Origin of the sequence: Rothia sp. HMSC08A08 (genome assembly GCF_001808385.1) — a bacterium.
Lineage (GTDB): Bacteria > Actinomycetota > Actinomycetes > Actinomycetales > Micrococcaceae > Rothia > Rothia dentocariosa.
Window position 1 is genome coordinate 123,564 of the sequence record NZ_KV793061.1, and the last position, 13,594, is coordinate 137,157.

A 13,594-nucleotide genomic window follows, 5' to 3' on the forward strand; every position below is an offset into this window, starting at 1 on the left:
GAACCGGCTTAAGCACCCTGCAGGGTGACTTGGGCCGGTTTTTTGTATACTCTGCGGGCGTGCTTGAGCGGTCTACGGGTTTTCATGTTGGTTCGTTTGCGCATCTGCTGATGCTGGCGGGCATCCTGCGGTGTGGATACGATAGTGTCACCTACGAAAATGTACAATACCCGAATAAGGTCCGTGCCCACCCGGATATTCCCGACAATGAAATCGCGCTCGCGGGAATTGTCCTCGGTTACCGCAGTGATGGCAAGGTGAATTCGCATCGCAGCCCCCGCGCCGGCGGTCGTGGGGATTTTAACGATCATATAAGGAGAGAATGATGGGAACCAAAGATGATATTGTGCGCATAGCCACCGACTATATCCAAAGGAACGGCGTCAGCGGTTTCAGTTACGCAGATATAGCGCGCAAAATGAACATCAAAAAACCCAGCATTCACTACTATTTCCCTGTGAAATCAGATCTCGTGCGTGCAGCCTTCGAAAAGTACAGCACAGACTTTTTTGAGACGCTACGCCAGGGCGTGGAGGCGGCACACAGCCTCCGCGAAGAACTCGAAGTCTATATGAGGCCCTACCGCGCGAACCTGGAACAGGGCTATAAACTCTGCCTCTGCTCAATGTTGGCGCTGGAATCCCTGGGGCAGAGCGCATCCGCTCACGATGCTGAAGAGGGCAAGAAGACGGCGAAACGGGGAACGCATATCAATGCCACGTTCGTGCCCTTGCGCGCCCAAGCTGAAAACCGTGAGCCTGCCGAGATTAACACCGCAGACTTTCAGGCTAAGAATATTCGCTGGCTCGCCGAGCGTTTTGAGCATGCCGGGTACGATCCCGAGCACGCGCAGGCAGAGGCGGAGTCCTTATTCTGCACGGTGCAGGGCGCGCAGCTGATAGCACGCTCCGCACAGAGTCTTGATCTTTTCGACTCCGTCACAAAGCGGCACCTCGATAACCTCACCGGCGCGTAAGTGCGTATCACGTAGATTCGACAGGCTTATTTTGCGAGTTATTGTGCATTTTGCGGTTATTTAAGTCGCTCGATGCACGATAACCCGCGAAATAGAAATCGGACTAAAACGCCCTTGCGTCTAATGCATCAAGCTGTGTGAAGTATATGCGCATGGTGAGACAACCCCCGGAAATGAATACTCATACATAGCTAAAACATAGCTTCTTCATGTTTTAAAACGATAAATGCCACGCATTCTAGAATCATGAAGAACGAAAATACTACCGCAACACTGCCAGTCGAACAGGTCGAAGAGACTGCTGAAACATCCCAAAAACCCAAGAAAAGAAAGTAACTAGGCGCGTTCTCTTGGGAGGCGGCCTCGGCACCCTTGCCGTCGCGGGTGTTGGTGCTGGCTGGGCATATAATCGTTATCTTGCCGAGCATACGCAGATTGACGACACCGTAGCCTATGAAAAATCACAACAAGCAAAGAATAATAATTCATCATCTGACGGTGCCTTAAGCCCCAGCGAACTCACCAACGTTAAGGTCACCTCTGATGGTCTGGGCGCCAGTGAAGGCTCTATCACCATTACTAAATCCACCGAAGGAAGCGGCAATAACGCGGTCGTTTCCTTTGCCGCAGAGATCAAACTCAACGCCATGACCCTGCTGCGCGGAGCCTTCGCCAACAACAAATTCGGGCAAAACATTATCGATACGCCCTCCAATATCGCCGCGCAGCACAACGGCATCTGGGCGATTAACGGCGACTACTACGGGTTCCGTGACACCGGCATCGTCATTCGCAACGGTGTGGCATACCGCGATTCCGGCGCCCGTGAAGGGCTCGCGTTCTACCAAGACGGCTCCGTCAAACTCTACGACGAAACCGGCACGAACGCGCAGCAGCTCCTCAACGAAGGGGTCTGGAATACGCTTTCCTTCGGACCTGCGCTCGTGCGGGACTCAGAGGTTGTCAGCGGCATCGATCAGGTTGAGGTCGATACCAACTTCGGCAACCACTCCATCCAAGGCAACCAGCCGCGTACCGGCGTGGGCGTGCTCGGTCAGAACCACCTCGTATTTATCGTGGTCGATGGGCGTTCCGACGGGTATTCGCGCGGAGTTACCATGCCCGAATTTGCCTATATGTTCAAGGAACTCGGATGCGTGAGTGCCTATAACCTAGACGGCGGCGGATCCTCGGTGATGGTCTTCAACAACCAGCTAGTCAATGCTGATGGAGGTTCTCACCGCTCTCGGGGTCATGCTCATCGTGGCGAAGATCCTGACCGAGCTGACCTTGATTCCCCTCAGTTTCGCGGTACAGCGTCGGTGGGTTTTCCTGCCAGCACCGCCTCCGCAGACTACGGAGCAAAACGAGCGCTCACGCGAGCTTGCCACGCATTCTTCGTAACATGATGCGAATTTATGGGTACGGCGAATCGGGTAAAATCCTTGAGCTGTGAAAATACACATATGCCCGTTGGGAAATATTTCCCAACGGGCATATAGCCTAGTCAAAGTTTATATTCCAAGGGCTTTTAGTAGCGGTAGCCTACGTTATAGTAGCCGTAGCCGCGGTAGCTGTTACCCCAGCCGTAGGGGTACGATGCCCACCACGGATGCCCTGAACGGTACATCCACGAAGTGTTGTGCCAGCTTCCACGGTGTCCGCGGTGGTATCCCCAACCGCCCCAAGAACCGTATCCGTAATCCCAGCGATTCCATGCACCGTATCCCGACCAGGGATCGTACCAGGGGCTGGGGGAGTAGTAGCCTTGACCCGGGTAGTCGTACCAGTACCACCATGAAGGAGGCGCTGGCTTATAAGACTCCGAAGGCGCGGGCTCGGGCTTCTTGGTTTCCACAGGAGCCGGGCTCGGCTTAGGAGTCTCAACCGGTGCGGGCTTGGTAGGCTTCGGTGAAGGTTTGGGCTTGATCGGCAGAACCGGCAGCTGTTCCTCATATGGAGGCAGCGTGGGCAGAGGCTTCGACGGCGGGGGTCCAATCGGGCGTGCAGGCTTGCTCGGCGCAGGCGTTGGGGTAGGTGTGGGCGCAGGCGCGGGCTTTGAGGTCTCAGCCGGTGCCGGAGTAGAGCTGTCGGACGGCGCGGGTACAGGCTTAGCGGGTTCGGATGGTGCAGGCTGAGTCGGTGCGGGGCTCGGCTGTTTCTCCGATTCTACGAGCTCATCGACCTTATCCATCGCCTTAGCCGCATCTATAATGCCGGCGCCGCAATAGTCACGATCGCAGGTGATCGGGTTAGCGGTGGATTTCAGAATATCTAGAGCCTTCTCGTAGCTCAGGTTCGGGTATTTTGACCGCATGATGGCAATCGCGCCCGCAACGTGAGGAGCCGCCATCGAGGTACCCTCATATTCGGCGTAATCTTCCTTTTCGGGAACAGTCTTGCCTTTATTCACCAGCGAAAGAACGCCCACACCCGACTGCCTAAAATCGCCGCCGGGGGCGCTGACGGCAACGGTCGAGCCGTAGTTAGAGTAGAGTGCACGTGAATTTCCAGGGTTGCTTGCGCCCACGTTAATCACGCCGTCACAGCTGCCGGGAATTTGAGCCGAAGCATTCTGATTTGAGTTTCCGGCGGAGGTTACGATGATGCTACCGCGCTTGTTCACGGACTCGATGGCACGGTTGTAGGTGCGCGAGCATTTCCCGGCACCGCCCAAAGACATGTTGATAACCTGCGCGGGGTGCTGGTTCGCGGGTACGCCCCTCACGGACCCACCGGATGCCCAGATCATCCCATCAATAATGTCTGAATCGTAGCCGCCGCAGGCACCCAGGACGCGCACCGGCACGATCTTGGCCTTCGGGGCTACCCCGGCAATACCGATGTTGTTGTTGCCGACGGCCGCTATAGTCCCCGCAACATGGGTGCCGTGCCAGGTTGAATTGGTGGCTTTTACCCCAGAGCCGCACTGCCCTTCAGTGGTCCAGTCGCCTTCATCCTGAGGGTTGTTATCGCGTCCGTTGCCATCGCGCGCAGCGGAGGCATCCGACACGAAATCGTAGCCGGGCAGCACATTCTCATCCAGGTCTGAATGCTTGGTAACGCCGGTATCGATCACGGCAACGGTCACCTGGTGATCCCCTGCGTGCTTCAGTGCATAGTCGGCTTTGATGGTGGTGAAACCCCACAGGCGTGACATCTTAGGATCGTTGAAATCGACCTTGTCCGAGCCGGGGAGGGTACCGGTGGGCTGGCGTTTGAGATCCGGCTCGACCGAGTCCACCTGCGGATTCTCGGCGAGCGTCTGCATATACTGCTTTGCCTGCTGCGCATTCAGTGGCTTCGATAGAGAGACCACCGAATCATTCTGCGCGGTATCACGCACATAGGTGGTCTTAACGCCGAGGAGCTCGTCAAGCGAATTTACGCTCTTCTCGATGCCTTGGTAGAGTTCCGGCACAAACTCGGAGTATTCGCCAGATTCCAGCCCCGCGAAATTGAGCTCGTTCTTGGCGTGATCGGCATAGTTGATGATAAAGCGGTCATAGCCCTGTTCCTGCTGCTGCACCGAGGTTGCAGTCAGAATATCCTCAGTCTGTGAGGATGCAGGAATTCCGGTCTTCGTTGATACCGGTGATGCGGGTGCGGCGTGAGCGGACGGTGCGCAGAGCCCTACCATCAGGGATGCGATACCCGCTACGCTCAGCGCCGCCATGCGGGTCCGCTTCACCGTAGGGTGTTCGATGAGTGACATGAAATGTCCTATGTTCAGTTATGTGTGAGTGAATATATGTGATGGCGAATTTGTGATTGAACTCGTCATCAAAAAATAGAATATAGGGCGTTTTGAAAAAGTGCATCTTGAAAGTATTTCAACTCAAAATATTTTTATAGATTTCGCACTAAAATATATTTACACATAAAGTTTTACTATTAAAATATTGGTGAAATCCTTGATTTTGCACGGTAAAATTAGGGTCTAATTTATTCTTTCGGAGAAAATAATAGTGTATTTAATATACATCACACTATCTGGTATACGAGATTTAGGGTCTTGAAATACTTTAAAGTTTTCCGCAAGTATGAATGATAGCTCACCAAGTATTGAGTGAAGATTTAAAGTCTGCACAAAATTAGCTCGTCGTCTTTCAAACTCGCTGAAGCCTTACACAAAACGCGAGCAGATGATTTGTCTCGTCAAAAATCATCCGCTCGCGTTTTATAGATATAGGGCAGGGCGCTACAGCGTAAAACCCTGTCAGAGCGCAGGCTAGACCGCGTAACTGCCGTAAAGCCGCACTGCGCCTCCATCAACGCCCTTGGCACCCTGCACATAGTCAGGGTTATTCAACTCGGCGCCGCCAGCCTTCACCACGTCCCCCATAATCCAGGCCGAAATACCGCGCTCATTCAGACGACTCACCGCAGCATCCGCCACCGCAGGATCAACAATCGCAATCATGCCCACGCCCAGGTTCAGGGTGCGCTCCAGATCGGCGAGTGGAACCTGACCGAGCGAACCGATAAGCGAGAAAATCGCCGGAATCTGCCAGGTTGAACGATCCACGCGGCCCTCCAAGCCCCGCGGTAAAACACGCGCCAGATTAGCGGCAAGACCGCCTCCGGTCACATGCGAGAACCCGCGAATACCGTGACCGGTCTGCCCATCAGTACCATTGACCGGGAACGCAGCCGCCAAATCCAGACAATCCGCCGCATACACGCGAGTAGGCTCTAAAAGCTCCTCGCCCAAAGTACGGCCGAGCTCGTCCACCTGACGATCCAAGTCCCAGCCCGCCACATCGATCACCTTACGCACCAGCGAGTACCCGTTCGAGTGAATACCCGAAGATGCCATACCGATCAGCACATCGCCCTCGCGCACGCGGTCTGGACCGAGCAGCTCATCGGCCTCCACCAGACCGGTTGCGGCACCGGCAACATCGTACTCATGTTCAGCCAAAAGCCCCGGATGCTCCGCCGTCTCGCCGCCCACCAGCGCGGTACCGGCAACCTTGCAAGCTCCGGCAATACCCCGCACAATATCGGCGATACGCTCGGGAACGACCTTGCCCGTAGCAATATAATCGGTCATGAAAAGGGGCTTCGCGCCGCACACCACAATATCGTCCACGACCATACCCACCAGGTCGTAGCCAATCGTGTCATGAACATCGAGCGCCTGCGCGATAGCAACCTTCGTGCCCACACCATCCGTAGAAGTCGCCAAATAGGGCTTGCGATATGAGGACAAAGCCGAGAGGTCATACAGCCCGGCAAAACCGCCCACACCGCCGATTACCGAAGCGTTGTGAGTCGCCTTCACCGCATCCTTCATCAACTCGACGGCGCGGTCGCCCGCCTCAACATCAACGCCAGCGCTTGCATAGGTTACAGAGGTGCTGTTTTCGCTCATGGGTTTATTAGTCCTTCGGGGTTATAGGGCGTGAATTAACGTGTGCGGGAACCAAGTCTTCCTCGGTCAAAAGCGCTTCAAGATCGGCGTCGGGACCGGGGTTGCACATGCCCGGTGCCGGTTGTTGAGCTTCCTGAACAGACTCGACGGATGCGGATGCCCCAGAGCCAGCCTGCGCCTGAACCACCGGAAGCGCTGCGGTATCGAACTTGTTCTCCAAGGTATCGGTACCCGTGCGGGTTTCAATGGAGACAGCCTCCGCATGCTCGGGCTTATGAGGAACCGGTCGTTCCACGGTTACCTCCGCCGCCTTACCGGCGAGCGGACCGCCCTTGCCTTCTTCGGCATCGAAGAGCGATTTGCCGCGGCGCTCCTCCGAGGGAAGCTCAATCGGGTATTTGCCGGTGAAGCAGGCCGTGCACATGTTTTTCGCGGGCTGCTCGGTTGCCGCCATCATGCCGTCTTCTGAAATAAAACCGAGCGAATCGGCACCGAGAGAAGCGCAAATTTCGTCCACTGAAAGACCGTTTGCGATCAGCTCTGCGCGTGAGGCAAAGTCGATACCGTAGAAGCAGGGCCATTTCACGGGTGGGGAAGAGATACGCACGTGAACCTCTTTCGCCCCGGCCTCACGAAGCATACGCACTAGGGCTCGCTGGGTGTTGCCGCGCACGATCGAATCGTCAATGACAATCAGGCGTTTGCCCGCAACCACAGATTTGAGCGGATTCAGCTTGAGCCGAATACCCAACTGGCGAATGGTCTGCGAAGGCTGAATGAAGGTACGCCCCACATAGGCGTTCTTGACTAGGCCGTTACCGTAGGGGATGCCGGACTGCTCGGCGTAGCCGATGGCCGCAGGGACGCCGGATTCTGGCGTGGGCATCACCAAATCTGCTTCGACCTGGTGTTCACGGGCGAGTTGGCGCCCCATTTCCACGCGGGATTCGTAGACAGAGCGCCCCGCAATCGTGGTATCCGGGCGAGCCAGGTAGACGTATTCGAAGACGCATCCGGCGGGTTTTGCCTCAGCAAAACGGTGTGAACGCAAGCCATTTTCGTCGATCGTAATAAGTTCGCCGGGTTCAACCTCGCGCACAAAGGATGCACCCACAATATCGAGTGCCGCAGTCTCGGAGGCAACTACCCAGCCCCGCTCTAAGCGCCCCAGCACCAGCGGGCGAACGCCCTGAGGGTCACGCGCTGCATAGAGAGTCTGTTCATCCATGAACGTGAGGCAGAATGCGCCTCGCAGGGTGGGCAGCAGATCGAGAACGGCTTCTTCTAGAGAATCAAAATCGTGCTCGGCTAAAAGCGCGGTTACCAACGCGGTATCGGTCGTATTACCCTGAGCCAGCTCACCAAACGCCGGGGGCTTGCCGCCGTTCTTCTGAAGCAGCTTATCGTAAAGATCAGCCGAGTTCGTCAGGTTGCCGTTATGCGCCAAGCAAAGCGTGCCGTGCGGGGTGGTGCCCAGGGTCGGCTGAGCGTTCGCCCAATGGGATGCGCCGGTCGTGGAGTAGCGTGCATGTCCGATAGCGTGTTCGCCCGGCATAGAGCTGAGCGTGGCCTCATCAAAAACCTGGGACACCAGCCCCATGTCTTTATACACGTGGATGCGCTTGCCGTTGCTCGTTGCGATACCGGCGGATTCCTGCCCGCGATGTTGCAGTGCATACAGGCCGTAGTAGGTTAGTTTTGCCACGTCCTCACCGGGAGCCCAGACACCAAATACGCCGCAGGCGTCCTTGGGTCCGTGGTCTATCGGATCGAGATCGTGGGTGAGTTTTCCGTCAGGACGAATCAATTCACATCTTTTCGACGTTGGGACTGCGGGAAAGTCTTGTCTGCGCGCGGGTGTGTGAGCCGCCGGGCAGCTGTACCCTCGGGGGAGTACACAGACATGTCTAGTCTACCCTCTTTCACGCCACTCTGTGGTGTACACTACGAAATTTAACGCCCGCAGGGGTGATGAATATGTCACGTGTGGCTGCGCCAAGCGTTTTAGGATGCGCCGCTCGCTTCTATTCATCCTCTTCTTTGGACTCTGGCTCAACTCGCGCCGTTACGGACTTTTTGAGGGATCGGCGGTCAAGCCACAGGGCCACGAGGGCACCCAATGCTACGCCGACGGCACCGTAAATAACCGCGATAACGCCGAACACCGATGTTTCAGAATATGACGGATCTCCTGGACCCAGGATCACAGAAATAAACGCCGCAATAAGTCCGATGATGAGCCCCAGCATCATGAAAGCTACTACCGACGGGGCACGGCGAACCCGCACCTGAGAGTACTCAACCTCGGTTTCAGGGGATGCTTCAGCTTCGGGCGTGGGGGATTCCGGTTCCGAAGAATCAGAGTGGGAATTAGAAGGTGTGTGTGCGCTACTCATGTCTTCAAGTCTATCTTTTGGGGTGAATCCTGCCTAATGATTCTTGGTGACGGCGGGGTGCGGACAACGTGGCTGAAGGAATGTTGTCTGCTCTAGGGCGTGCGCGATAAGACTTGAGGTGCCGTTGTCAGGTAGCTCGGCGCCTAGAACAACGGGAAGTAGCGGGATAGATTGCTGCGTTCGCCGCTGGCGGTCAGCAGTCCGGATGCGCTCGCATCGTCCCAAGCCAAGGCACCGGCAGCCAGCGCACACCAGATGAACCCGCTCGTTTCGACTACGCTCGGCGGAGTGCCGCGGGTATGGCGAGGCCCGGCAATACACTGGGTAACCCCGTAGGGCGGAACCCGAACCTCCACACTGTTGCCGGGGGCGAGCGTGGCGAGCTCTTCAAGGGCGTACCGCACGGCGGTAGCGCGCGCGCCACGCGGCAGGCGAGCGAACGCTTGTTCTATATCGGCTCGATTTTCCTGATCGGCAAGCGGTTTTTCTCCGGAAAACACAGTATCAAAAACCTGTCTGACCTGTGCAAAGGCGGCCGCGCCGTCAGCCTCCGAAACTCGACGGCGCACACTCACGCGTTCTCACCCACCAGCGGTTCCAAATCCGCGCCAGGAACCCACCCTCCAACCTCGCGGGGCGCATTATCCTGCACACCGCCAATCACGGGGCGAGTCACCTGCGGAAGAAGCTGCTGCACCTGTTCGGAAGGCAGATGCCCCGTAGCTTCCAGAGCCCACAGCGCTACCGGGTAGGCGGCACGGGTTGCACCGTCGGAAATCTTCACGACCACAGATGCGCCAGAACGCAGACCCACACACAATACCCCGGCGGCGCCGCTCTTGACGACCGCATCCAGTTGCTCACTCAACACCGTATCGGGCATGCCGGGGGCCTGAATCAGCTCGGGGTAATCCACCATCGCAGTCGCTACGGTCGAGGCGCGCGCATCCGCATCCATATTGCGAATCGCTGTGCCGAGCGTCGAATAGGCACGCGCCAGACCTAGAGCTGAGACCGCCGCAACGGGGGCACCGCATCCGTCAATGCCCGATGTGCCCACAGGCTCGCCCGTAAAACTCGCGATCTCCTCAGCAATCATGCGCTGCAGCGGATGCTCAGGGTCGCAGTAATCCTTCATCGTCCACTGGCGCGAATCCGGGTCTACAACCGAGCGGTCCAGCTGCGCGGCACACGCCCACAGAAACCCGGCATGCTTACCCGAACACGGATGCGCAAGCGGAGTCTTCGCCAAATCCGCGCGTACCATCTGTTCGTGCGCGTGTGCATCAGCGGGGTAGGCGGTGGGGCAGAGCAGGGCGGTCGCATCAACACCGGCGCCCTGAAGCACGTCTTGAACCGCGCGCATCTGCTCGAACGTTCCCTGATGCGACCCGCACGCGATCGCTACCTGCGCGCCACGCAGCGGCGCCCCCGACTTGAGCGTGCCGATAGCCTGCAGAGGTTTGAGCGCCGAGCGGGCAAAGAATGGCTGGCTCATGTCTCCGAGGGCAAGATCGGTGGTGCCTTCGGGGGAGAGCACCACCACAATACCGTGGTGGGTCGTCTCGATCAGATCGTTACGAGTCTGAAATACGAGTTCGGCGTCTGTGAGGGAAAGCTGAGGAGAAGTCATATACCCACAATAATAGTGCTAAAAATAGAAATTCTAGCGGATAGAATCACATGAGCGCGGTGAAGGCTGCCGTACCGCCAAAAATAATGCCGGGCACATTCGCAATTGCAACGGGCCAGTCTTTCTTTTCGCGCCACAAGCCGTATGCCACCCACAGCGTGCAGTTAATGCCGGCAACGAGTGGCTGAATCCAGTTGTCCTTATGGCCGTTGATATTGCCGATAATTTGCGGGAAGTAGAAGACGTACATGAGCACCGCGGTTATGGATGCTACGCGCGCTAAAACCGGAAAAAGTCTACGGACCGGCGCTGAAAATCCAGGCACGTATTAAATGCCGTGAGAAAACCTATATTTTCATCTTCCCTCCCGCAGAACAGAAAGCATATGAGGCGTTTGTGGGTGAGGTTCGCTACCGCGCCTCTTGGGGCAGCTAACCTACGAACGCGGGGAGAACCACAAAACGTGGAAAACAGCTGAACGGTTCAAGACACTATTCGGCGGGCAAAACGTTACACGGTAAAAACGTTATGGGGGGGGCAGAGGGTCACTGGGAAAAGCACAGTCATGGGGTGTTACAAACCCAGCCCGGGTAGCATTCGACACGGTACCCTTATGTACATGAAGGTTTTGGTACTGGGCCCCGGCGGCCGCGAACACGCAATTATCCGTGCGCTTGCACGCGATCCACAGGTAACCGAAGTTCACAGCGCACCCGGCAACGCGGGCATCGCTCAGGACGTTCCGGTACACGCCATCGACGCCAATAACCCCAAGCAGGCTGTCGCGCTCGCCCGTGAGCTTGCCGCAGACCTGGTGGTTATTGGCCCTGAGGCACCTCTAGTCGCCGGTGTTTCCGATGCCCTGCGCGAGGCAGGCTTCGCGGTCTTCGGACCCTCTGCGGCTGCGGCACAGCTTGAGGGGTCTAAGGCATTCGCCAAGCAGGTGATGGAGGAGGCAAACGTACCGACCGCCCGCGCCTTCGTCGCCACAACCGAAGCCGAAGCGGCGCAAGCCCTTGACGAATTCGGCGCCCCCTATGTGGTGAAAGACGACGGGCTCGCCGCGGGTAAGGGCGTGGTTGTCACCGAGAACCGGGACGCTGCCTTAGAGCATGCGAACGCCTGCTTTGCCGCTGGCGGTTCCGTGGTGATCGAAGAATTCTTGGACGGTCCCGAAGTATCGCTCTTCGTCATCAGCGACGGAAAGAACGTGCTCCCGCTGTCTCCGGCGCAGGATTTCAAGCGCATCTTTGACAACGATGAAGGCCCAAACACCGGCGGGATGGGCGCCTACACCCCACTTGACTGGCTGCCCGAAGGATTTGTGGACGAAGTGATCGAAAAGATCGCCCGCCCCACCATCACGCGCATGGCAGAACGCGGCACCCCGTTCGTAGGTGTACTCTTCTGCGGGCTCGCCGTTACCAGCCGCGGCGTGCGCGTCATCGAATTCAACGCTCGCTTTGGCGACCCCGAAACCCAGGCGGTGCTGGCACGCCTGCGCACCCCGCTCGGGCAGCTGCTCCTTGCGGCATCCCGCGGCGAGATCGCCGAAGACACCCACCTGGAATGGGACCCCCGCACTGCCGTAGACGTGGTCATGGCGGCAGAAAACTACCCGGGAACCCCGCGTAAGGGCGATGCGATTGCGGGGCTTGAGAGCGCATCCGCTATGCCCAATGTGCATGTGGTGCATGCCGGAACTGCCGTCGCGGGCGAAGAGATTGTGACGGCGGGCGGTCGTGTGCTCGCTGTTGTGGCCCTGGGCGATACCCCTGCCCAGGCTCGCGATGCCGCCTACGAAGGGGTACGAGCCATCACCTGGGAAGGCGCACAATACCGCACCGATATCGCTCTCAAAGCGGTGCAGGGGGCGATTACCGTGCCCGAACTCCGCAACTAACCGCTATATTCCCGCGAGCAGGTCGTTTTTTTTGGCCGAGCCGTACCGGCTCGACCAAAAAACGACCTGCTCGCGGTGTATCCCAGGCGGGCGCCAAGTAACAGAACTTAACAGCCAACCCCGAGAATACCGTGTTACGGTCTCATCAGGATTCACATATCGCGGGATGTGGGCATTGTCCGGTAAGGTAAAGAATAGGTAAACACGCCGCGCACATTCGCCCCACAGGAGAACTCCCCATGAATTCCCGCAACAACCCACCCATGATTCCGGGGTGGACGCACGTCTACTCAGGTAAAGTACGCGACCTTTACGTTCCCGAAGAAAGCCGCTACGACGCCGCCGGGCTAACAGTCAGTGATGATGCTGAAATCCGCGCAGGCTCCGTCATGGTTGTCGCCTCTGACCGCATTAGTGCCTTCGATAAAATTCTTCCCACCGAAATCCCCGATAAAGGCAAAATCCTCACCCAAATGTCGCTGTGGTGGTTTCAACAACTTTCGCATATCCCAAACCATGTGATTTCAATCGATGTGCCCGAATCAGTCGCAGGGCGAGCCATGATATGCAAATCGCTCAATATGTTCCCGGTCGAGTGCATTGTGCGCGGCTATCTGACGGGCTCGGGGCTCACAAGTTACCGCGACACCGGAAGCATAGCAGGCATCGAACTCCCGGCGGGGCTTGTGGACGGGTCACGCCTCGAAACCCCAATTTTCACGCCGACCGGCAAAGCCGAAGTAGGCCAGCACGATGAACCGGTAACCCGCGAAGAACTCTACGCCGAAGTAGGGCACGCAATCGGTAACCGCCTAGAAGAACTCTCACTCGAACTCTACAGCACCGCCGAAAAAATCGCCCGCGAGCAGGGTATTATTTTGGCTGACACCAAAGTCGAATTCGGAACCGACTCTTACCGCGGCGAAATCACCCTTGGCGACGAATTGCTCACCCCCGACTCCTCACGATTCTGGGATGCGAGTGAGTACGAACCCGGAAAATCCCAACCGAGCTTTGATAAGCAGTTTGTGCGCGACTGGCTGCACTCACCGGAATCGGGCTGGGACGGTTCGGATAACGTGCCTCATCTGCCCGAGGATGTGGTTGAGAAGACCCGCGCCCGCTATGTTGAAGCCTACGAGAGGCTGACCGGCACGAAGTTCTAGATAGACTAAATGCGCGAGCAGATAATATTTTGACGAGCAGATAACGGGTTGTTATCTGCTCGTCAAAATATTATCTGCTCGCGGAAATTTTCTACGTCAGATGCTCCTCATGCAGCGTTGCTCTTTTTACCTAGAATATTATG

At 57.1% G+C, this 13,594-nt stretch carries 13 protein-coding genes; 5 read left to right on the plus strand and 8 right to left on the minus strand.

Annotated features, from left to right (window positions below; translation table 11 throughout):
• Positions 1-8 precede the first annotated feature (8 nt).
• On the minus strand, positions 9-311 hold the full coding sequence (locus HMPREF3164_RS11180) for a hypothetical protein (RefSeq protein WP_070448956.1): 303 nt from the start codon (positions 309-311) through the stop codon (positions 9-11).
• A 14-nt stretch (positions 312-325) separates the two neighbouring features.
• On the opposite strand from HMPREF3164_RS11180, the gene HMPREF3164_RS03615 reads away from it, so the two are divergent.
• Positions 326-976 (plus strand): TetR/AcrR family transcriptional regulator, encoded by a 651-nt coding sequence (locus HMPREF3164_RS03615; protein ID WP_246822595.1) that lies wholly within the window; start codon positions 326-328, stop codon positions 974-976.
• Between the two features lie 350 nt (positions 977-1,326).
• Positions 1,327-2,385: a phosphodiester glycosidase family protein gene (locus tag HMPREF3164_RS03620; RefSeq protein WP_246822596.1), complete on the plus strand. Its 1,059-nt coding sequence runs from the start codon at positions 1,327-1,329 to the stop codon at positions 2,383-2,385.
• Between the two features lie 122 nt (positions 2,386-2,507).
• Here the strand turns inward: HMPREF3164_RS03620 and HMPREF3164_RS03625 are convergent, their stop codons facing one another.
• From HMPREF3164_RS03625 to HMPREF3164_RS03655, 7 genes are all read right to left on the minus strand, one after another.
• Complete coding sequence (locus HMPREF3164_RS03625; RefSeq protein ID WP_246822597.1) at positions 2,508-4,691, minus strand: S8 family peptidase; 2,184 nt, start codon at positions 4,689-4,691, stop codon at positions 2,508-2,510.
• 516 nt (positions 4,692-5,207) lie between these two features.
• On the minus strand, positions 5,208-6,353 hold the full coding sequence (gene purM, locus HMPREF3164_RS03630) for a phosphoribosylformylglycinamidine cyclo-ligase (RefSeq protein WP_048754106.1): 1,146 nt from the start codon (positions 6,351-6,353) through the stop codon (positions 5,208-5,210).
• 7 nt (positions 6,354-6,360) lie between these two features.
• A complete protein-coding gene (gene purF / locus HMPREF3164_RS03635; RefSeq protein WP_070448959.1) occupies positions 6,361-8,160 on the minus strand; it encodes an amidophosphoribosyltransferase in 1,800 nt (599 codons plus the stop codon).
• Positions 8,161-8,377: 217 nt separating this feature from the next.
• Positions 8,378-8,749, minus strand: coding sequence for a hypothetical protein (locus tag HMPREF3164_RS03640; RefSeq protein WP_070448962.1), 372 nt, complete (start codon positions 8,747-8,749; stop codon positions 8,378-8,380).
• A gap of 143 nt (positions 8,750-8,892) precedes the next feature.
• Complete coding sequence (locus HMPREF3164_RS03645; protein ID WP_070448964.1) at positions 8,893-9,324, minus strand: sterol carrier family protein; 432 nt, start codon at positions 9,322-9,324, stop codon at positions 8,893-8,895.
• Complete coding sequence (locus HMPREF3164_RS03650; RefSeq protein ID WP_070448967.1) at positions 9,321-10,382, minus strand: asparaginase; 1,062 nt, start codon at positions 10,380-10,382, stop codon at positions 9,321-9,323. The genes HMPREF3164_RS03645 and HMPREF3164_RS03650 overlap by 4 nt, the downstream gene beginning before the upstream one ends.
• Positions 10,383-10,428: 46 nt before the next feature.
• Positions 10,429-10,632, minus strand: a complete 204-nt coding sequence (locus tag HMPREF3164_RS03655; protein WP_070448969.1) for a hypothetical protein — start codon at positions 10,630-10,632, stop codon at positions 10,429-10,431.
• Between the two features lie 17 nt (positions 10,633-10,649).
• On the opposite strand from HMPREF3164_RS03655, the gene HMPREF3164_RS10855 reads away from it, so the two are divergent.
• From HMPREF3164_RS10855 to HMPREF3164_RS03665, 3 genes are all read left to right on the plus strand, one after another.
• Positions 10,650-10,817, plus strand: a complete 168-nt coding sequence (locus tag HMPREF3164_RS10855) for a hypothetical protein (RefSeq protein ID WP_210398362.1) — start codon at positions 10,650-10,652, stop codon at positions 10,815-10,817.
• A 184-nt stretch (positions 10,818-11,001) separates the two neighbouring features.
• The gene (gene purD, locus HMPREF3164_RS03660; RefSeq protein WP_070448984.1) at positions 11,002-12,285 is read left to right on the plus strand and encodes a phosphoribosylamine--glycine ligase; all 1,284 of its coding nucleotides are present in this window, start codon (positions 11,002-11,004) and stop codon (positions 12,283-12,285) included.
• A gap of 239 nt (positions 12,286-12,524) precedes the next feature.
• Positions 12,525-13,451 (plus strand): phosphoribosylaminoimidazolesuccinocarboxamide synthase, encoded by a 927-nt coding sequence (locus HMPREF3164_RS03665; RefSeq protein WP_070448971.1) that lies wholly within the window; start codon positions 12,525-12,527, stop codon positions 13,449-13,451.
• Positions 13,452-13,594 lie beyond the last annotated feature (143 nt).